21 protein-coding genes are annotated in these 21112 nt (G+C 47.6%); 15 read left to right on the plus strand and 6 right to left on the minus strand.

What is annotated here, in order from left to right; genetic code table 11:
- Positions 1-19 precede the first annotated feature (19 nt).
- Together ACFPXP_RS21695 and ACFPXP_RS21700 are read right to left on the minus strand one after the other, a co-directional pair.
- Positions 20-556 (minus strand): hypothetical protein, encoded by a 537-nt coding sequence (locus tag ACFPXP_RS21695; RefSeq protein ID WP_379896574.1) that lies wholly within the window; start codon positions 554-556, stop codon positions 20-22.
- Between the two features lie 166 nt (positions 557-722).
- Positions 723-1754 (minus strand): YeiH family protein, encoded by a 1032-nt coding sequence (locus tag ACFPXP_RS21700; protein ID WP_379896575.1) that lies wholly within the window; start codon positions 1752-1754, stop codon positions 723-725.
- Positions 1755-1873: 119 nt separating this feature from the next.
- On the opposite strand from ACFPXP_RS21700, the gene ACFPXP_RS21705 reads away from it, so the two are divergent.
- Positions 1874-2752 (plus strand): LysR family transcriptional regulator, encoded by an 879-nt coding sequence (locus ACFPXP_RS21705; protein ID WP_379896577.1) that lies wholly within the window; start codon positions 1874-1876, stop codon positions 2750-2752.
- 207 nt (positions 2753-2959) lie between these two features.
- Here the strand turns inward: ACFPXP_RS21705 and ACFPXP_RS21710 are convergent, their stop codons facing one another.
- Entirely contained in the window at positions 2960-3445 is a 486-nt protein-coding gene (locus ACFPXP_RS21710) for a FixH family protein (protein WP_379896579.1), read from the minus strand.
- 275 nt (positions 3446-3720) lie between these two features.
- On the opposite strand from ACFPXP_RS21710, the gene ACFPXP_RS21715 reads away from it, so the two are divergent.
- The 7 genes from ACFPXP_RS21715 to ACFPXP_RS21745 all read left to right on the plus strand — a co-directional run bounded on the left by ACFPXP_RS21715 (position 3721) and on the right by ACFPXP_RS21745 (position 12699).
- Positions 3721-4767: an ABC transporter substrate-binding protein gene (locus tag ACFPXP_RS21715; RefSeq protein WP_379896580.1), complete on the plus strand. Its 1047-nt coding sequence runs from the start codon at positions 3721-3723 to the stop codon at positions 4765-4767.
- Positions 4768-4782: 15 nt separating this feature from the next.
- Positions 4783-5568, plus strand: a complete 786-nt coding sequence (locus ACFPXP_RS21720; RefSeq protein ID WP_379896581.1) for an ABC transporter permease — start codon at positions 4783-4785, stop codon at positions 5566-5568.
- 1 nt (position 5569) lies between these two features.
- Positions 5570-6310 (plus strand): ABC transporter ATP-binding protein, encoded by a 741-nt coding sequence (locus ACFPXP_RS21725; protein WP_379896583.1) that lies wholly within the window; start codon positions 5570-5572, stop codon positions 6308-6310.
- A 40-nt stretch (positions 6311-6350) separates the two neighbouring features.
- A complete protein-coding gene (gene cysK, locus ACFPXP_RS21730; protein ID WP_379896584.1) occupies positions 6351-7277 on the plus strand; it encodes a cysteine synthase A in 927 nt (308 codons plus the stop codon).
- A gap of 235 nt (positions 7278-7512) precedes the next feature.
- Positions 7513-10422, plus strand: a complete 2910-nt coding sequence (locus tag ACFPXP_RS21735) for an EAL domain-containing protein (protein ID WP_379896585.1) — start codon at positions 7513-7515, stop codon at positions 10420-10422.
- 43 nt (positions 10423-10465) lie between these two features.
- Positions 10466-10954, plus strand: a complete 489-nt coding sequence (locus tag ACFPXP_RS21740; protein WP_379896586.1) for a GAF domain-containing protein — start codon at positions 10466-10468, stop codon at positions 10952-10954.
- Between the two features lie 80 nt (positions 10955-11034).
- Positions 11035-12699 (plus strand): glutamine--tRNA ligase/YqeY domain fusion protein, encoded by a 1665-nt coding sequence (locus tag ACFPXP_RS21745; RefSeq protein ID WP_379896587.1) that lies wholly within the window; start codon positions 11035-11037, stop codon positions 12697-12699.
- 76 nt (positions 12700-12775) lie between these two features.
- Here ACFPXP_RS21745 and ACFPXP_RS21750 read toward each other — a convergent pair whose 3' ends face one another.
- Positions 12776-14125, minus strand: a complete 1350-nt coding sequence (locus ACFPXP_RS21750) for a hemolysin family protein (protein ID WP_379896588.1) — start codon at positions 14123-14125, stop codon at positions 12776-12778.
- 248 nt (positions 14126-14373) lie between these two features.
- Here ACFPXP_RS21750 and ACFPXP_RS21755 point away from each other — a divergent pair, with 248 nt between their 5' ends.
- Positions 14374-15684: an MFS transporter gene (locus ACFPXP_RS21755; protein ID WP_379896589.1), complete on the plus strand. Its 1311-nt coding sequence runs from the start codon at positions 14374-14376 to the stop codon at positions 15682-15684.
- 201 nt (positions 15685-15885) lie between these two features.
- Positions 15886-16770: a hypothetical protein gene (locus ACFPXP_RS21760; RefSeq protein WP_379896590.1), complete on the plus strand. Its 885-nt coding sequence runs from the start codon at positions 15886-15888 to the stop codon at positions 16768-16770.
- 101 nt (positions 16771-16871) lie between these two features.
- Here ACFPXP_RS21760 and ACFPXP_RS21765 read toward each other — a convergent pair whose 3' ends face one another.
- Complete coding sequence (locus ACFPXP_RS21765) at positions 16872-17492, minus strand: HD-GYP domain-containing protein (protein WP_379896591.1); 621 nt, start codon at positions 17490-17492, stop codon at positions 16872-16874.
- Positions 17493-17737: 245 nt separating this feature from the next.
- On the opposite strand from ACFPXP_RS21765, the gene deoC reads away from it, so the two are divergent.
- The 5 genes from deoC (at position 17738) to ACFPXP_RS21790 (ending at position 20484) form a co-directional block, all read left to right on the plus strand.
- The gene (gene deoC / locus ACFPXP_RS21770) at positions 17738-18427 is read left to right on the plus strand and encodes a deoxyribose-phosphate aldolase (protein WP_379896593.1); all 690 of its coding nucleotides are present in this window, start codon (positions 17738-17740) and stop codon (positions 18425-18427) included.
- A 92-nt stretch (positions 18428-18519) separates the two neighbouring features.
- Complete coding sequence (locus ACFPXP_RS21775) at positions 18520-18795, plus strand: hypothetical protein (RefSeq protein WP_379896594.1); 276 nt, start codon at positions 18520-18522, stop codon at positions 18793-18795.
- A gap of 223 nt (positions 18796-19018) precedes the next feature.
- The gene (locus ACFPXP_RS21780; RefSeq protein ID WP_379896645.1) at positions 19019-19801 is read left to right on the plus strand and encodes an aldo/keto reductase; all 783 of its coding nucleotides are present in this window, start codon (positions 19019-19021) and stop codon (positions 19799-19801) included.
- A gap of 129 nt (positions 19802-19930) precedes the next feature.
- Complete coding sequence (locus tag ACFPXP_RS21785; protein ID WP_379896595.1) at positions 19931-20173, plus strand: hypothetical protein; 243 nt, start codon at positions 19931-19933, stop codon at positions 20171-20173.
- Positions 20170-20484: a hypothetical protein gene (locus tag ACFPXP_RS21790; protein ID WP_379896596.1), complete on the plus strand. Its 315-nt coding sequence runs from the start codon at positions 20170-20172 to the stop codon at positions 20482-20484. The genes ACFPXP_RS21785 and ACFPXP_RS21790 overlap by 4 nt, the downstream gene beginning before the upstream one ends.
- A gap of 54 nt (positions 20485-20538) precedes the next feature.
- Here the strand turns inward: ACFPXP_RS21790 and ACFPXP_RS21795 are convergent, their stop codons facing one another.
- Entirely contained in the window at positions 20539-20667 is a 129-nt protein-coding gene (locus tag ACFPXP_RS21795; RefSeq protein ID WP_379896597.1) for a hypothetical protein, read from the minus strand.
- Positions 20668-21112 lie beyond the last annotated feature (445 nt).

Below are 21112 nucleotides of genomic sequence, written 5' to 3' on the forward strand. Positions count from 1 at the left end.
GGCTTTTTCACAGGTCATTCTATTCAACATCTTCTTCGAAAAAATATCGATACGTCCCCGTTTGGTTTTCTCCCCAGAAGGAGTCGATCTCTTTCTTTTCCCCTGGCTTTAACGAGATATGTTCATAGGTTTCATCTTTTATTTTTTTATCATTCTCATCATAGAAATATACCGTTACTTCTCCTTTGAACTCCAGTGTTTCACTGAAATTGCCGGCATACACCTTCATTTGGTAATCTCCGTCACGATTCTCGAATACGCCGACCGAAAGGACGACTTTATCCAATTCTGAAGGATCGCTGTAATCGACCATTTTCCGCTCATAATGCTCCTGCAGCGATTCAAACATTTGCTGCTCGGTATATTTTAAATCATAAGTTGCAACGGCAACTGGGATGGTAACGATCACATAGAAGGCGATAAAGGCTCCGGCGGTGCTCTTGAACACAGTTTTCCGTTCATATCCCCCGGCAACCATCGCGATCCAGGCGATGACACCCAGAATCAGTACAGCAACATGCCAGATCGAAATAAACATTTCTGGATATAAAGTCATTGAAGCAACCTCCACAGGCGTTTTCACTTAACCTCCATTGTATAGAAGGGACGTTCATCTGAGCAAGCACCTATTGAACTATAAAGCTGGCAGCTTTCTGATTTGATGATCGGAGCGATATCAGACTTTAGACTTAACTCCCATTTCTCTGCAAGTTCTCATTGAACTATATCCAAAGGGCGCCAAGGAAGGAAAGAAAAGAAATCACAATTGAAATAAGCAGTAAAGACGTGAGAGGCTTTATACATTGCAGGTTCATTTGTTTGAAATGAACCTTTAATCCAAGTCCAATCATAGACATGCACAGCAGCAATCCGGCGAGCGGTTCCAGCAGCAATATCAGGATCCCTCCTGCATGAAAATAAGACAATACGGTGCCGAGTACACTGAACGCTGCGAACCCGAGTAAGAACCAAGGATAGGGGAGTTTTCCGGCAGAACGAGATGCATCTGCGGACGGCAGCCTGTGTGCTATGAGCAGGCAGACGGGAATGAGCAGCAGCACCCTTCCCAGTTTGGCCATAATCGCATATGTGACGGCTTCTTCTCCGGCGGGTGCGGCAGCCATTGCTACGTGGGCTAGTTCATGAAGACTGAATCCCGTCCAAATACCATATTGAACATCGCTCAAAGGCAGAAATGGGAGCAGCAGTGAATATCCGAAAGCAAAACATGTACCGGTAATCACAATGGCACCGATACTTAATATCGTGAATTCTTCCTTCGGCTTAAGGATAGAGGACACAGCGGCGATCGCGGCCGCACCGCAGATGCCTGCGCCTGCGCCCAGCAGAAGGCTGAGCTGCTGATCGGTGCGGCGTAGTTTTCCTAAGACGATCATTCCGATGATCGCAGTGGCCACAATCAGCGAATCCACCAGGAGCAGTCCTACGCCGTGCTTCCAAAGGACGAGCAGGTTAAGTTTGAACCCATATAGCATGATCGCCCAGCGAAGCATATAATGGGAAGCGAAGCGAATGCCTTTCTCTCCAAATGAGGCGGTTCCGAACTTGTACCGGTATACGATAGCCAGTACAAGAGCCGCGCCTAATGGGCCGATTCGTTCCAGCATCGGAAGCCGTGCGAGGCCGAATGCAACAATCGTGAGCAGCAGACAGAAGCCGATGCCATTCACATAGCTTGAGATTTTAGAACCGGGAGTGCCGGCCGGATGTTTCTTTATCATGGGTAAATTCATGATGCGACCTCCTTCATATGCATCCATCATACGCTCCCTCTTTTAATTAGAAAAATAAATGATTATAATATAGTTCATAACAAAACACTTATGCATGATACAGACAGGAGTAAGACCCGATGGAACAACAACTGCAGGTTTTTATTAAAGTAGCGGAGCGGGAGAGCTTTTCACGAGCGGCAGAAGAGCTGCATATGACACAGCCGGCTGTAAGCCAGCATATCAGTTGGTTAGAGCAAAGGCTGGGGGCTAAGCTGCTCGATCGAACCAACAAATATGTCAGATTGAACGAAGCAGGGCGAATCGTCTATCGTCATGCCCTTGAAATGAGAGGAGTACATGATCGGATGGTCATGCTGCTGGATGACCTCCAGCACAAAGCGCAGGGGAGTCTTCATATTGGCGCAAGCTATACGTTCGGAGAATATGTGCTGCCTCACGCCGTATCTACCTTGAGAACCCAGTATCCGTTAATTGAACCAACCATCTATATTGGCAATACGAAAGAAATTGCAGATAAGGTTTCGGTTCACCAACTGGATATAGGGATCGTAGAGGGAAAGGTCGAACATCCACATATAAGAATGGATGAGGTTGGAGAGGATGAGATGGTTGTCATTGTAGGAAGGAATCATAAACTGGATAACCATACTCCCGTTAAGCCTGAGGCATTGAATGAGGAGACTTGGATTGTAAGAGAACCGGGTTCGGGGACTAGAAGCGCTCTAGATCGATTTTTCCTTGAGCACCGACTGCAGCCAAAGCAGCTAATGCAATTCGGCAGCACGCAAATCATTAAAGAGTCCGTCGAAGCGGGACTGGGGATTACGCTCATGTCCAGATGGGCGATCCGAAAGGAGTTAAGCCTCGGAACACTCAAGGTGCTTCAAATTGAAGGGACACCCGTACTGCGGCAATTCTACTCCATCACCCATGCGGCCACAACACCGACGAAAGCAATGAAGGTGTTTCTGAAGCTGCTGAAAGGTGAAGAGTGAACCATCCCAAGTAATGAAAGATAATAAAACAACTGCACCTTCCGGGATATACGATTTCAGCCGGATGAGGTGCAGTTTTTTATGTTAGTCCATGTTTTGTTTGAAGAATCCGTTTCAATAAAACCTTCCTTGAAAATAGCGGCCAAACAGAGCAGCTGATGCGACGGTCAACCTGAGACTCTTAAGCACCAGCCTTACTTTATTGTTCTAATGTTCGTGCTGTCCTTCATGTCCATCCATCGGCTCTTCCATATGAGATTCATCCGATTCTGTATCGGCATCGGTGCTCTCAGGCGGATTCCCGACGATGAATTCGGTCTTCGGCATGCGGTGCGCATTACGGGCGGTGACGTGTGAAACTACATAATAGATGCCTTCTTCTTCGAACGTTTTGGCAATGCTGTACATGTTTTTATCCTGCGCCTCTAATGGGATCATTTCATGCTCTTCCTGTCCTTTTTTCCACACTTCAAATTGGACCTCTGAAGCATCCTCCACAGGTTCACCTTCTAGTGACACTTCCGCAGCGATCGTTACCGTATCACCGGGCTGAATCGATTCCGGCGTAATCTCGACAGATACCTCTAATTCAACCAATTCTGGTGGAACCGATGACGAACCCGAATGGTTATTGTTATTTCCGCAAGCGGAAAGCACGAACACGAAGCATAGAGCAAGCCATATTTTCTTCATTTGCATTTAATCCTTTCCAATTCATTCTAGCCCTATTGTATAAAAACGTAAGCACAGTTACAAATGTAACAACTAAAAGCCATGATGACATGAGTATGAACGCTGAGCAGCTCTGATCACTGATGGTTTCAGATGCTTCAAAATGAATAAAAACTTGCACTTAAATTCATATTGACGAAAAGGGGTTTATCGCCTAAAATTAATCCCATTAAACCCACTAAATAAATAGGGATTGTAATGAATTGATAATGAACGATGGAAGGGGTTCAATCTCGATGTTTTCAGAAAAAGCAAGTGGATTAAAGAAATGGTCTGTATTTGTCTTATCTTTCATTTTGGTATTAAGTTTGGCTGCATGTGGTGGAAACAACAACAGCGGCAATGAAGGAGCAAGCGGCGAAGAGAAGCTGGAAAAGATTCGTATCGGTTATTTGAACGTAATGGATGATGCGCAAGCGATTCTTGCTTATCAAGCGGGAATTTACGAGAAATATGGATTGGATGTAGAAATGCAGCTGTTTACCAGCGGTACGGATTTGATTAAGCAGATGGTTGGCGGACAGCTGGATGCAGGCGTACTAGGCTTTACGAACGCATTGTCTTGGATTGATAAGGGCTCGGATTTGAAAATTGTCGGCGGAGCGCAAATGGGCTTCCATGCGATGCTTGTGCATGAGGACAGCGGAATCGAAACCTTGGATCAGCTGAAAGGTAAGAGTGTAGCTTCGCAAAAAGCGGGAAGCACCGCCGATGTCGTACTGAATGGTGTAGTATGGGAGACCGCTGGATTTGACAGAGAAGATGTTACGATGCAGTACGTATCGCCTGCCGTAGCGATCCAATCGCTCGCAGCAGAAAAAGTAGACGCTGCCTTCGTCTTTGAACCGTACAGCTCCATCGCTCAGCTCACTTATCCGGTGAAGCAGATTTATGAAATCGGGCAAGAATGGCCTTTCCCTTGCATGGTGACGATCGCAACAGGGGAAGTCGTGAAGGAGAATCGAGAGCTGATCAATAAGATGCTGGATGCGCAAAAAGAAGCGATTGAAATGCTGGAGAATGAGCCGGCTAAAGCGGCAGAATATATTACGAAGGAATTTATTAAGGAAGATGAGCTGCAAACCTCGGATGGCGGAACGGTGAAAGCACAGGAAGTAATTCAAGCGTCGATCGAATCTCAGGAATTTAGATGGGATATTACCGAGCAGGATATTCAAAGAATGGATGAAGTCGCTCAGATGATGGTCGATCAAGGAATCCTGGAAAAGAAAATCGATGTGAACCAAGCACTAGACTTGACGTGGCAGAAACAATATGAATAAACAGGGTGTTGACCAATGAATCGCAAACTACGAAAGAGCTGGAATCATCTATGGCCCTTTTTGGCAGCGGCGGCAAGTCTCTTGCTGCTGCTCCAGCTGGGGCATTTAAATAATCCGATCATTATCCCGTCTGTTGTGGATGTCTTTGATCGGCTTTTTGACGAGTTGTCCGATGGGGCCTTTTGGAGTGCGCTCGGTGCCAGTATGTACCGGTTGGGCATCGGTTATCCTATCGCCTGTCTGCTTGGGGGCTTCATGGGTCTTCTTGCAGGATTGTCCAAGAAATTTGCCATGTTCCTAAGAAGCCTGATCGCGATTTTACAGTCCATTCCTCCGATCACGTGGCTTCCGTTTCTCGTCATTATTTATGGATTTAACGATACGCCGATTATCATGATTATTGTCATCGCGAGCTTCTTCCCGATGGCGCTTTCCGTAATGAATGCTGCGGAAGGAGTCAGCCGGACACATTTGGAAGTGGCGAAGGTGCTTGGGGCAAACAAGGGGCAGCTGCTTCGCAAGGTATATTTGCCTGAGACACTGCCTGCCTTTATTACCGGTGCGCAGGTTGCTTTCGGGAATGCATGGCGGTCGCTTATTGCTGGGGAAATGGTCGGCAGTGCAGCCGTCGGCCTTGGATTTGCGATCAGCTTTTCCGGAGAAGTAGCGGATATGCAGGGTGTTGTCATGTACATTATCGTTATCGGTACGATCGCCACGATATTAGACCATGTCGTGCTGGAGCAATTGAAGCGTAAATTATTGAAATGGAGATATATTTCGGGAGGCGGGGATCAGTAAAATGCAAACTCTAGAATTGCGCGGTGTGAATAAATCCTTCGGCTCCCTGCAAGTTCTGAAAGACATCAACCTTACGATTGGCAAAGGCGAATTCGCGGCGATTGTCGGTCCGTCCGGCTGCGGCAAAAGCACAGCGCTGCGCATGTTCGCAGGCTTGGAGTTTCCTTCGGAAGGAGAGGCATTGGCAGACGGTGAGTCCATTACGAAGCCGGCGCCGAATCGGATGCTTATTTTTCAGGAACATGCGCTATATCCTTGGTCAACGGTCGAGGACAATGTCGGTCTCGGCTTGGAACTAGCTGGAATCGGCAAGGCTGAACGGAGGGAACGGATCAATGCCGTGCTTGAGAAGGTAAACTTGTCGGGATTTAACAAATATTATCCGTCTCAGCTTTCCGGCGGAATGAGACAGCGGGTCGCCATCGCAAGAGCGCTGATCATGGATCCAGACGTGCTGCTGCTTGACGAGCCTTACGGCGCACTGGACGCAATGACTCGTCTAACGATGCAGAATGAGCTGCTCAGGCTGTGGCAGGGCACGGGCAAGACGATGCTGCTCATTACGCATGATATCGATGAAGCTCTCTATTTAGCGGACAAGGTATATGTGATGAGCGCAAGGCCGGGGCAAGTGGTGCGCACGATCGATTTGGCGATGCCGAGACCGAGAAACCGGAATGGCGAGGAATTCGCAGCTCATAGACGGGAAATCATGAACTTGTTGGGATTAGACGAAGGATAATTTCAGCTGTACGCGAAGTGAAGAGGAGTGAGAGGCAGCGATGAAAATAGTTTCCTCCGTTCTGGACCTGATCGGTGATACCCCAATTGTACAATTGAATCGGGTGCCCGATCCCTCCGGAGCATCGGTTTATATGAAACTCGAATATTTCAACCCTGGAAAAAGTGTTAAGGATCGGGCGGCGTTCAATATGATCCATGAAGCAGAGAAAAGCGGAAGGCTCGTACCCGGTACGCATACCATTATCGAGCCGACATCAGGTAATACAGGCATTGGCTTAGCTATGGTGGCTGCTGCCAAAGGCTATCGCTGTATTATCACCATGCCCGAGAATGCCACGAAGGAACGGGTTAATGTGCTGCGCGCTTACGGAGCGGAGGTGCATCTAACCCCTTCGACGCAGGGGATGCGGGGGGCGATTGAGCGTGCAGAACAGCTTGCCGCTTCCATTCCGAACAGCTATATTCCGATGCAGTTTGAAAATCCTGCGAATTCGGATGCGCATCGAACCACGACCGCCGTGGAAATCCTCGAGGCTTTTGAAGGCAAGCTGGATGCGCTTGTATTAACGGCCGGCACGGGCGGTACCATTACTGGAGTAGGCGAGGAGCTGAAGCGAAAAATCCCCGGACTACAAATCTATGTCGTTGAGCCGGCGGGTTCCCCCGTGTTGTCGGGTGGAACGCCGGGTCCGCATAAAATTCCCGGCACGGGTCCAGGATTTGTGCCCCGCATTCTAAACCAGAACATCTATGATGAAATATTGCATATTCAAGATCTGGATGCCCAAAGCATGGCGCGCCAGCTGGCGGCGCAGGAGGGCATCTTGGTTGGGCCTTCATCAGCAGCATCTGCTTTTTTCGCTGTAGAAAAAGCAAAGCAGCTGCCGTCAGATGCGCGTGTACTGTGCCTGGCTCCAGACAGCGGAGAGCGTTACTTGTCTTCCGACTTATTCGCAGATGCATAAAGATTAATAGAGATCAGCAGAACGCGTGTTTTTCTTTATAAAAGAAATTCTGCTGTTTCGCAGCCCTGTTCATGCCATCAAGACATGAGCAGGGCTATTATTCATGCTTGGACTATCGATTCCCATGGCCTATTGCAAATCGGATGAGTGGATTAAGAACGGACAAAAGGAATTCACTGCAAAGTGTCGAAGTAATCCATGCTTGATGATTCTTCATATATTGGGGTGCTGTTCATTGGAATGGATCGACATAAGATATGTCATATGGATCGTCATAGCTTGTCTTGCCACCGCTTTCATTCAATATTATTGGATGAAGAAGCGGGATTCCGCCTCACGTCCAGGCGGAGACGACAAAATAGAACCTTTGCAGGCGGAGCAGGTCATGAAGCATATGGCCTATCACGATGTTTTGACTGACTTGCCCAATCGGTACATGCTTCAAGAGAAGCTGGAAGAGGCGATTGAGAATTGCAGCAAATCAGGAAAAGATGCGGCCGTGCTGTATTTGGACATCGACCGCTTTAAATCGATTAATGAGATGATGGGCTACAACACCGGCGACGCCTTTCTGAAGTTTGCGGTACAACGGATTCGCAATGTCATCCATCCCGAGGATCAGTTATTCAGGCTGGAGGGCGATGAGTTCGTCGTTCTGGTGCAGGGGACGGACGAAGAGGAAGCGGTAGAGCTCAGCAATTCGATTATCCAGTGCTTTGCCCGGCCATTTTACCTGCATCACTATGAATTTTTCTTGTCTGTCAATGTAGGGATTTGCCTATATCCAAGGCCTGGATTAGAGGAGCAAAGCCTGCTTCATTCCGCGCAGGCGGCGATGGTATATGCAAAAAAGCAGGGGAAGAACCGCTTTCACCTTTTGGATCAGGAGCATTATGAACACTTAAATCAAAAATCGGAGCTAGAATTGGAGCTGTATAGAGCCGTCGAACGCGGGGAGCTGGGGGCGTACTATCATCCGCAAATTTGTCTGGAAACCGGAAAGGTAATTGCCATCGAGGTGCTTCTCCGATGGGATCATCCACAGAAAGGGGTTATCGGGCCAAACCTCTTTATTCCACTTGCCGAGGAAAATGGCTTAATTGTTCCGATCGGAGAGCATGTCATTAGACAGGCTTGTCTTCAAATGAAAAAGTGGCTGGATGAAGGCAGTCCTTTGCAGTTTATATCCGTCAACATTTCTGCCCGGCAGTTTCTTCAATCCGATGTTCTGCTGACTGTCAAAGAAGCGCTGAAGGAAAGCGGATTGCCTGCCCATTTTCTTGAACTGGAAATCACGGAAAGCGTCATGATTGAAGTCGAGCGGACGGAACGGATTTTACATGACCTTAAGGAACTGGGGGTTCGGATCAGTCTTGACGATTTTGGGACAGGCTACAGCTCCCTTTATTATTTGAAAAGACTGCCCATCGACCGTCTGAAGATTGACCGCTCCTTCGTACAAGACAGCGTGAACGATCTCAGTGACGCGAATATTGTAAGAGCGATTATCGCCGTGGCCCGCAGCCTAAAGCTGGAGGTCATTGCAGAGGGCGTCGAATCGAAGGAGCATCTTACGTTCCTGCAGCAGTATTTATGTGATCAGGTACAGGGGTATTTTTTCGGCGAGCCTTTTCCGGCAGAACAAATGAAGGAAGCCGTAGATGAAATTGAGCAAATGCTGCCGATGTATACGATGAACTATAGACAAACCGAGGCGAGCCGTCTTGAAGAGGAATTTCGTTTAGCCAAACAAGATTTAATGGATTTGCTCCGTCAGCAGCAGGGAATGATGATGAAAATTGAAAAAGTGGAAGGGAAGTTCATTCATACGCTGTGTGAAGGAGATTTGATGTATCGGCTCGGATTCGTATCGGAGCAGATTGTAGGCAAAGAATTGAGCGATTTCCTTCCTGCCGAGAAAGCAGCGTTGAAGCTGGAATATTATGAACGGGCGTGGCAGGGCGAAGAGAACGTGCTGTATGAAGGCAGCATGAACGGCATTTATTATATCGCTTCTTTAAGACCGGTCTACCGTCAAGGTAAAGTCGTCGAAATCATTGGATCCTGTGTAGATATTACAGAGAAAAAGCAAGTAGAGGAGCGGCTTCGGAAAAGCGAGGAAAAATATAGGCTCATTACGGACAATATGAGCGATCTCATTTTTATGATTCGCAGCGATGGTACTGTGAGCTACGCTTCCCCCTCGTTTGAGACGGTGCTGGGCCATTCCCCGGCGGAGCTGCATAATCAGCAATTTATCGATTATATTCACCCGGAAGACCATCACTTTTTGCATAAGCAATTTCAGCATATGAGCCGGACCAAAAAAGCGATTGTACTCCAGTTCCGCTGTATCGACTCCGCTGGTGAAGTGGTGGTGCTGGAGGCTAATGCCACGCCGGTATTTTATACTGACGGAAAGCTTCGAAAAGTAGTGGTGGCGGCGAGGGATGTCACGGAGCAGAAAAGAGCGGAGGAGCTGGTACGCAAGTCGGATCGACTGACGGTCGTAGGTGAATTGGCCGCCGGAGTAGCTCATGAAATTCGTAATCCGTTGACGGCGATTAAGGGGTTCATCAAGCTGCTGGAAAATGATCAGGTTAAACCGCAGTATTTTCAGATCATGATGGAGGAAATGGACCGGATCGAGATGATCGTCACCGAGCTGCTTATGCTCGCCAAGCCGCAGGCGCTGCAGTTAAAGCCGGTACATATTCGGGGGCTGCTCAGCAGTGTCACGGCTTTGCTGGAAACACAGGCGATTATGAACAATATTCAAATTCAATTAGAGGCGGAGGAACGGCTGCCTGTTATATTAAGCAACAGCGGTCAGTTGAAGCAGGTTTTCATTAATCTCCTCAAAAACGCCATTGAAGCGATGCCGCAAGGGGGGAATATTACACTCTCTGCTTACGCATCGGGTGAGATGTTGTGTGTTGAGGTCAAGGACGAGGGCAGCGGAATCAGCCAGGAGCGGTTGGAGAGAATCGGGGAACCGTTCTACAGTACGAAGGAAAAAGGGGTAGGACTGGGTCTCATGATCAGCCAAAAAATGATCAAACAGCTGGACGGTCAGCTTACCATAGAAAGCGAAGTAGGCAAAGGGACTACGGTGAAAGTGGAATTGCCGCTGCAGCAAAGGTAAAATAGAGTGTATGCTTCACATCTGACCAGACGGAGGTTATCTCATGTTTCATGCATCATTGTACAATGGCACCCGGGAAGAAAACGCAAAGCTGCTGTATTCGCAGCTGGATAGCTTGCTCGAAGGGGAGCATCATCTGATCGCCAATTTAGCGAATGCTTCTGCTCTATTAAATCAGTTCCTGGATCGCATTAACTGGGTCGGTTTTTATCTTTGGCAAGAGGAAACGCAAGAGCTGGTGTTAGGACCGTTCCAAGGACTTCCGGCTTGTGTTCGCATTTCTTCTGGCCGCGGTGTTTGTGGAACGGCCGCAAAGACGAGAAAGACCGTAGTTGTTCCCGACGTGAACCAGTTTCCCGGCCATATTGCCTGTGATGCAGCGTCTCAATCGGAAATCGTCATCCCTGTCATGAAGAACGGTACACTGATCGGCGTGCTGGATATTGACAGTCCTGAGAAGAATCGATTCGATGAACAAGATCAGCGAGAGCTGGAGCTATTCGTGGAGCGGCTCGCATCTCATTTAGAATAAAGAATGTACATGGCAGACGCTGGCTATTATAATGAAATATAAGTTTTTTCGGAATAGGGAAGAAAGGCAGGGAGCAAACGATGGAGAATAAGACACAATCCTCCCATTTTATTCGCAACATTATTATGGATGATATAAAAGAAGGTCGGGCCCAGCATGTCGTGACTCGGTTCCCGCCGGAGCCAAACGGTTATCTGCACATCGGCCATGCGAAGTCGATTTGCCTGAATTTTGGAATCGCGGATGAATTTCAAGGCAGGACGCATCTTCGGTTCGATGATACGAATCCGACAAAAGAAGATACGGAGTATGTAGAGTCGATTAAAGAGGATGTGAAATGGCTCGGCTTCGATTGGGAAGCTTTATATTTTGCTTCAGATTATTTTGAGGAAATGTATGCAAGAGCGGTGCTGCTCATTCGGAAAGGCAAGGCCTATGTCGATGATCAAACAGCGGAAGAGATTCGCCTTAGCCGCGGCAGCTTCGAGGAACCGGGGAAGGAAAGTCCTTACCGCAACCGTTCGGTAGAAGAGAATTTAGAATTGTTCGAAAGAATGCGCAAAGGTGAATTCAAGGACGGGGAGAAGGTACTCCGTGCGAAAATTGACATGGCATCGCCGAACATTAACATGAGAGATCCCGTGCTTTACCGCATTGCGCACGCGACACATCATAATACGGGGGACAAGTGGTGCATTTACCCGATGTATGATTTTGCGCATCCATTGGAAGATGCGATCGAAGGCGTGACGCATTCTCTCTGCACGACGGAATTTGAGGACCATCGTCCGCTTTATGATTGGGTCGTTGCGGAATGTGAGATGGAGCATGTTCCTAGACAATATGAATTTGGCCGTTTGAACTTAACGAATACGGTCATGAGCAAACGGAAGCTGAAGCTGCTCGTTGATGAGAAGGTCGTCGATGGTTGGGATGACCCAAGAATGCCGACCATCTCCGGTCTGCGCAGAAGAGGGTATACACCGGAAGCGATTCGTGCCTTTGTTACCGAGACGGGAGTTTCCAAAGGAAGCGGTGTGGTCGATACCCGCATGCTGGAATATTTCGTGAGGGAGGACCTGAAACTAAAGGCCCCGCGTACGATGGGTGTGGTGAAGCCGCTGAAGGTGGTCATTACGAATTATCCGGAAGGCCAGGTAGAATGGCTGGATGCCGAAATCAATCCGGAGAATCCGGACATGGGCATGCGGCAAATTCCGTTCTCCAGAGAGATTTATATCGAGCAGGACGATTTCATGGAGAATCCACCAAGCAAATACTTCCGTCTGTTTCCCGGCAATGAAGTTCGGCTGAAGCACGCTTACTTCATTAAGTGCGAGGATGTTGTGAAGGATCAGAACGGGAATGTCATTGAAATTCACTGCACGTACGATCCGGAGACGAAGAGCGGTTCAGGCTTTACGGGGCGTAAGGTGAAAGGAACGATTCACTGGGTGGAAGCGTCTCATGCGGTGCCTGCGGAATTTCGTCTGTACGAGCCGCTCATTCTGGATGAAGAGATGGAAAGCTCAGACCAGTTTCTGAACCATCTCAATCCGAATTCACTGCAAATTTCAAACGGATTTGTAGAACCGGATATGAAGAACGTCAAGGGACATGATAAATTCCAATTTTTCCGTCATGGCTACTTCAACGTGGATCCGAAGCATACGACAGCGGATCAAATCGTATTCAACCTCATCGTCTCGCTCAAAAGCTCGTTTGATATCAAGAAAGCGGAATAATGATTTCCGCTTTTTTTTCCATTTTTAATGAATGAAGAGGTCTGCTGTTTCTTCGAGGGATATCTTGTCTTTCTCTTTACGTCTCCTCATGCTTTTCCAGCTGCAGCAAGCTTTCTTCCTCCAGCTTATCCATTCGCTTAATGCGAATGCGCAGAATTCGCATTTGGTCTGTCTCCTCGACGGCGAATTCAAAGCCTTCCAATCGAATGGACTGTCCCTCCTCAGGTGGAAGGTCGACCTTGGATACCATCCAACCCCCGATCGTATCATAGTCCTCGCTGTCGATATGGATACCCAGCAGGTCGTTGACTTCCTCAATCAGCATGCGCCCATCGATGGAATAACGTCCTGCATCCAGCTTTTCGATTTCCGGGCGTTCATTGTCGAATTCATCCTGAATCTCGCCCACGAGCTCCTCAATAATATCCTCCAGGGTGACAATTCCCGCTGTACCGCCATATTCGTCGAATAAGACGGCGATTTGAGTATGGTTTTTCTGCATCAGCTTCAGCAGGGCGCTAATTTCGATGGAGTCCGGTACGCTAGCTAACGGACGGACGATCGTCATCATATCCGCTTCGAGGCCGGCTTCATTTTGCAGCTTCAGCAAATCCTTCATATGAACGAAACCGACCAAATGGTCTTTATCCTCCCCCATGACCGGAAATCGTGTAAACGTCTTTTGCAGGGCAAATTCCAAGTTGTCCTGAAAGGAAGAGGAGGCCTGCAAGCAGACCATTTCCGTACGCGGAATCATTATTTCCCGCGCATTCGTATCCGCGAAGTCAAAGACGTTGTCCATTAGTGCCAGCTCCGTATTGTCAATAAAACCGCTTCGATGGCTTTCCTTCATTAATATCCGAATTTCTTCCTCTGTATGAGCCGATTCACTTTCGCTTGCAGGTTCGATGCCTATCGCTTTAAGTAACGCATTCGCAGTGCCGTTCAGCAGCCAGATGAAGGGATACATGACTTTATGAAAAGCGATCATCGGCGCGGAAGCCCAAAGTGTCACGGCTTCTGCTTTGCGGATAGCCAGCGTTTTCGGTGCCAGCTCCCCCAGTACAATATGAAGCACGGTAATGATGCTGAATGCGATAATGAAGCTGATCGTATGAATGGCAACCGTTCCGAGTCCCATGGAAACAAAAATCGGCTCCAGCAAATCCGCGATCGCTGGCTCACCGACCCAGCCTAATCCAAGGGAGGCTAGTGTGATTCCTAACTGGCATGCGGACAAATAAGCGTCCAAGTGCACGACGAGGTTACGGGCAAATTTCGCTCGCTTGTTTCCTTCTGCGATTAACGTCTCGATGCGGCTTTTTCTTACCTTTACCATGGCGAACTCCGCCGCAACGAAAAAACCATTCATAAATACAAGCAGGATGACTAAAGGGATGCTGAGCCAAAAAGGAAATGAGTCCATAACATAAACAGCCCGATTCGTAAGTGACGAAAGCAGGCTTTCCTCCTTATCGGTCGTGTGCCTTTCGTATCTATTAGCATTGAACAGAACGGGTAAAATATACGCCGGAGCAGAGCGTCAGGGAATAAAAGGAACCCTTGTATGGATGGCAAAATAAAATTTTTGTAAACGGTTTAAAATTCGATCGTTTTTTTAAATTAGACCTGTTATGCTTTGAGTATCGAGGTTATGACGAGAGGGGCAACGGAATGAATAAGAAGGCGATTCGAGGCTGGATGATGTATGATTGGGCGAATTCTGCGTTCGCGACAACCATAATGGCTGCTGTTCTGCCTGTATTTTTTTACGATGTGGCGGCAGTGGATCTGAAGGAGTCGGATGCGACGGCCTATTGGGGGTATGCCAACGCTGCGGCCGTTTTCTTGGTAGCCCTGCTCTCTCCCATCTTGGGAGCGATTGCGGATCACTCGCAGTCCAAGCTGAAATTTCTGAGATATTTTATGGGACTTGGCGTTATATCCAGCGGGCTGCTGGTATGGGTAGGCGAAGGAGATTATATTTTAGCCTTGCTGCTGATGATTGGCGGAACCATTGGTTTTTCTGGAGGAAATGTATTTTATGACGCGCTGCTGCCGTCAGTCGCACCGAAGGACAAGATCGACCGCATCTCCAATATGGGATATGCGTTCGGCTACATTGGGGGAGGACTGCTGCTTGCCATTAACCTGCTGATGATTATGAAGTATGAATGGTTTGGCTTCCCCGACAAGACGACAGCGACACAGCTCTGTTTTTTAACAGTGGCGATATGGTGGGTGCTGTTCTCTGTACCTATTTTCCGTCACGTCAAGGAATATCCATCCAGCCGAGGGGAAGCATCACATACTTCTAAAGGGACCACCGGGGCGACAAAGGAAGGATTGAGGCGGCTTCGTGTCACGTTCCGTGAAATTAGAAGGTACAAGCAGCTGTTCCTCTTTTTGCTTGCTTTCTGGCTTTATAACGACGGCATTTCGACCATTATCAAGATGGCAACGATTTACGGCAAGGATATCGGCATCGGAAGTGAGGATTTAATTGCTGCACTGCTCATTACTCAGTTTGTCGGGATTCCCTGCTCGATGGCCTATGGCAAAATCGCCGAAAAGATCGGTACCCGCAGAGCGCTGTTCAGCACATTGTGGATCTATGTCATCATTGTCGGCGTCGGCTACTTTATGACATCAGCGCTGCATTTTTACATCCTCGCCGTTGCGGTGGGTCTGGTACAGGGGGGATCACAGGGCTTAAGCCGATCGATCTTCAGCAGCATGATTCCCAAAGGGAAAGAGGCCGAATTTTTTGGATTTTATGGGGTTTCGTCTAAATTCTCCGCCGTATTTGGACCATTGTTATTTGGATTAGTTGGACAATGGACCGGTTCCAGCAGGCTGGGCATCCTCTCTCTTATCGTGTTTTTCATCGCTGGAATCTTCCTGCTGTGGAAAGTTAATATTGAGGAAGGACGAAGGCAGGCACAAACCATCACTCCTTCATCGGCGCCGCCCTTTTCCGGATAAATATAGAAGCCCTTCGGGGCTTTTTTCGTGTTTTTAGCGGCGCAGTGCATCATTAGACAAAAACCAGCGGAAAAGAAACAAGCTTCAACGAAAATAGAAGGGTTTCCCTAGGCGCCGTTAGACAAACATTTTATAGGATTAGCCCTAAACTATACGTAGAGGATGATGGAATACCAGACAACATGGTGAGGGGGCTGTCTTATGCTGTATGTAAATCATGGTCGAAAGACGGCGTGGGTATGCGGATTATCGGTGAAAAGCTATGTAGAAGTGGAAGAGGCGGTGCAGAGCAAAGTAGAAGAGCTTCAGTCATGGGACATTGGAGCGGGGGGCAGGATATGCTTACATCTCCCCGATTCGTTTACGCTGCTGGAGTGGGTGATTGCTTGCTGGCGAATGAAGATTTCTTTGCTGGTACTGGGTCAGAAGGATGATGCTTTACGGATGGGCAGCAAACTGCAGCGATTTCGTCCGCAGCTTTGTGTCGAATCGAATATTCCTCTGCATTTATCGAGTACCTATGCTTTTCGAGAGAAAATCGATTACCGAGTGAAACGAATCGGCGATTACGATGACGCCTCAGTGGTGGCGGATGAAATGAAAGATTTCAACGCGTTATATGAATTCAGTGATACGTTCGGTGAAGAACCCCGCATTCGGACAGCAAGATCCATATGGGATGAATGGCATGGACAAATGAGATCCGTCAGAAACCAAGTTGGACCAAGCAGCAGGGTGCTTTGCATGGCACCGATCCATAGAAGCTTCGGTTTAATCAGTGCGGCCCTATATACGATGCATCGGGGAGGAACCTTATACTTCACTTCCTATTACAGAAAGGAAGAATGGCTTGAACTGCTCATCTTGAATCAAATCACGCACATGTATGCATTGTCCAGCCAATACAAATGGTTTAAGGCGGCAATTGAATTGGCCTCCCCTTATTTGAAACATAGGCTGCAGCTTCTAGCGGAGCATACCCCGCTCGGAGCGGATATCGATTCATTTTATCTTCAGCATACAGGGCATCCGATTGTATCGCCATATGATGAGGTAGAAGAGGCTCTTTCACAACCCATTTCATAATAAGGAAACGAGCATAAATCAAGTCAAAATGAGTAGCGTGATGCGCCCAGCTTTGGGGGCATCATTTTGATTTTTTAGCCCATGAGATGAATGGAATAGACCTATTTCTTTTGTGATTTGCTGCTGAAAATGGACTGCAGCATCGCTGTGAAATGTTCGAGAATCTCTTTATCAAACATGATGTCATTCCAAATGTAAAGCTCTTCGATTCGGGATTTCAAGCCCTGCAGTTTAAAATGCGGGGAGCACTCCCCCAGTATGGTGGCAAAGGCATCGATGATGGTCAGCACCCTCACTTCATAAGAAAGTTCGTCCCATTTGACTTGAAAAGGAAATCCGCTTCCATCTAAATGCTCGTGGTGATACAGCACCATTTCCTCGGAAATATTGCCTATTTGGAAGTGTTCGACAATCTGCATAGTTAAGGCAGGATGTTCCTTGTATGTTTCCCAAGCTCTTCGATCGATTAAGAAATCCCTTAAACAATGGGAGGACAGATGGAGGACGCCCAGATCGTGTGCTAGCACGGAACGGATAAACGTTTGTTTTTCATCTTCGGTCATTCGGGTTGCTTCTGAAAAAAGGAGTGAAAGCTCGGCTGCGGTGAGCGTGTGCTGGTAACTTGGCAAATGATGATTTTTCAATCTTCTCAGCAGAAAGGTTAAAGCTTCATCCATATACGGTTTCAGCTGGTGATGCATCAGTAATGGAGACGGAAACATGTCTATCCCTCCTTATGGAAACGCGAGTGTAAAGTATCGTTTGCGAAAAATGAAGCTGATGCCCATAGAATTCGCAGTCGCTGATCGTTTTCAGCCCACAGCCAGTAAATCCCTTTATACATACTGACCGAAAAGAGAAACGAAAAGTTGCAGAAACCTTTTCATTTCGTCCATGTTGTCGTCTTGATTTTGGTCGAGGGTATGTTAGACTTCATTTACATATAATAAGGAAGGGTGAATCATCCATGGAAAAGGAACGAAGGAGTACAGTACAGCTGGCAAAATATATTGATCATACCCTTTTAAAACCGGATGCCGCAGAAGAGCAAATTCGTAAGCTGGTTCGTGAGGCGCAGCAGTATCAATTCGCATCGGTTTGCGTCAACCCGCGTTGGGTCAAGCTGTGTGCACAGCTGCTGGCTGATTCGCCAGTGAAGGTGTGTACGGTGATAGGTTTCCCTCTAGGCGCCGCCAGTCGAGAGGTGAAGGCTTTCGAAACCCAAAGAGCCATTTTGGATGGCGCCGAAGAGGTTGATATGGTGATATCCGTTGGCGATCTGAAAAGCGGTAATGATGAGGCGGTAAAACAAGATATACACAGCGTCGTAGAAACCGCACAAGGCAAAGCGATCGTCAAGGTGATTATCGAAACTTCGCTTTTGACAGACGCTGAAAAGAAGCGGGCTTGTGAATTGGCAGTAGAAGCCGGCGCTGATTTTGTGAAAACATCGACCGGTTTTTCCGGCGGTGGAGCAACTGTGGAAGATATCCGGTTGATGAGGTTGGTCGTAGGCGAGCGGCTGGGCGTGAAGGCTTCCGGAGGTGTGCGTACAGCAGAGGATGCCTTGAAGATGATCGAAGCCGGCGCGACTCGAATCGGGACGAGCGCTGGAACCCACATGATGAATGGAGAAGCTTCCGGTTCGTCATATTAATGGATCCGGCATCATCCGCCGAATATTTCATCCCCCTCCTTGTTATTCTATAGCTGTAAGCACAAGTATACGAATAACAGGAGGCTTTCCAAATGAACAGAAAAGATTCCAGCCTGCAATCGCAAAATCCGATTTCTCAGGCACAGAACTCTGTCGAGTCCGCCCATAATGCGGTAAGTCAAGCGCAGACCCATCCGAATGAACAAACCATCGATCAGGCCAAGCGCTCGCTTGAGCATGCACAAACGGCAGTTCATCAGGCGATGACGAGCCATAATGATCAGGCGGTTGAGATGGTTCAGGACATGCTTAGCCAGGAACAACAGGAGCTGCTGCAGGTGGAGGATCAATACCATTCTCATCAGTAATCTTAAGTTGTTAAGATTCATACAACACCAAATCGTCTTGATCCATTCATCATGAAAAAGTGAAAGTCAGACCCATGCTGTCTAAGAAGTATACATAGTATGGGTCTTTTTGATTTGGGCTGCATTCGGCCCTATGGTAAAATATAGGGGACAGCCAGTATGTTAAAAGGAGTGGAACAAGTTGAACCTGCAGGAACGTGTTACGTTAAACAACGGTGTGAAAATGCCTTGGTTTGGTCTAGGTGTATTTAAAAGCAAGGAAGGCGAAGAAGTGCAAAATGCGGTGCGTACCGCCATTGAGTACGGATATCGCAGCATTGATACCGCAGCGCTTTATGGAAATGAAGAAGGGGTGGGCACCGCGATTCGGGAAAGCGGGGTTGCGAGAGAAGAGCTGTTCATCACAACGAAGGTGTGGAACTCCGATCAAGGCTATGAGTCTACATTGGATGCTTTTCACTTAAGTTTGAAGAAGCTGCAGCTGGAATATGTCGATTTATATTTGGTGCATTGGCCGGTGAAAGGCAAGTATACGGAGACGTGGAGAGCGTTGGAGAAGCTGTATAAGGATGGGCTCGTCAAGGCGATCGGTGTGAGCAACTTCCAGCCGCATCATCTCGATGATATTTTGAAGTCTGGCGAGATCGTTCCAGCTGTCAACCAAGTGGAATATCATCCTTTGCTTCAGCAAAAGGCTGTACATGAATATTGTAAATCGCACGGTATACAGATGGAGGCATGGAGCCCGCTTGCTCAAGGGCAGCTGCTGAGCGACCCTGTACTAGAAGACATTGCGAAGAAGCACGGGAAGACGGTCGCTCAGGTCATTCTTCGTTGGGACCTGCAGAACGAAGTCGTCACCATACCTAAATCCGTTACTCCGGAACGGATCAAGTCCAATTCCGAAATTTTCGATTTTGCGCTCGATGCTTCGGATATGGAACGGATCGCAGGGTTGAATAAAGATCAACGAGTGGGCGCGGATCCAGACAATTTTGATTTTTAATCACTTAGGAAACAACGTATTGTAAGACGCCATGACGTTCATGGCGTCTTTTTTGGAATATGATCAGAATCATTCATGAAATGAATGGCATTCGGGCATAATACCTCCATGATAACGGGGGTGAGGCTTTTGGATCTGTTGACGATACTGCTGCTTGTGATTGCCGGAGTATCCATCATCGGAGTCATAATGACATATGCGCTTGGGAAAGAACAAAAAGCGAGAAAAGGCCCGAATGATTCGGGAGTTCCGCAGCCGATCGCTAAGCATAAGGTTGCGCTGAATCCGGTCTTTATGGCCTATATTCTGTTTACCATCATCATTGTTGCCGTTATTGCCATCGCAGCAACTTATTGGGGGGCTACGCAATGAAAAAGACATATTTCGTCTCCGTGCAAGCAAATTCGATATTGGAGGAAAAAGGTTCCGCCGCATTCGAATTTGAAATTCAAGCGACCGATCAGGAGTTGGATCAATTAGCGGCATTGTTCGAGGAAAAGGAAGACTCTGAGAACGCCACGTTTAGACAAGCAGGTATTTCTTCCGTCCCATACCATGAGCTAGATGATGCCAACGATACGTATGATGCGACAATGATCGACGTCTATAAAAAAATATATGAACTTGGGACAGAAGAGACCAAGAGACATATTGAACAGATGGGCATTTTGTCGCCAGCATAATGTAACTAGAAAAAACCGAGAAGTCTCGGTTTTTTCTGCATGTGCTAGAAGGGGCTAATCACAAAGGTCCTTTTTTACAACCTTACCGGCAAACGGCTCATGCTGGTCTGAAAACTGCTCTACTCGGCTGGGCTTACCGGCAGGGCCTCGGTTTTTTGGCGAATTGTTTCGTCCCGTCATCATGAACACCCCCTTTGCATGTTTAGCATGTCAAGCTAAGCGGCAGGGCATGCATACGCCCAACAACTTACAGTGGAAATAATGAACCGTTAGGATTCCTCCAACCTTATGATTCACATCTCGCACGTTTTCCCACGGAAGACGAGTCCTTTCCTATCCTTCTTATCCTTCTAAATTCTTCTCAAATTTCATCATGGATAGAAGAACCACCAATGAAACCTGTATCCTTTTCACAGCGAGATTCGTCTATTAAGTAATCCTTGAATGATTTGGGTGGACATGCCCAATTGGTCTAAAACCAGATTAAAGCGATGCAAAACAACGAAAAGAAGGGATGAAACCCCTTTATTTTCTCGATAAGCGTGAATAAGCGGAAACCTGTGCTTATTTGTTCATCGCATGTTGCAACTTTTTGTTTTACAATTCGTTAATATGAATGAGAGTTGTA

The organism is Marinicrinis lubricantis, assembly GCF_042658665.1.
GTDB lineage: Bacteria > Bacillota > Bacilli > Paenibacillales > KCTC-33676 > Marinicrinis > Marinicrinis lubricantis.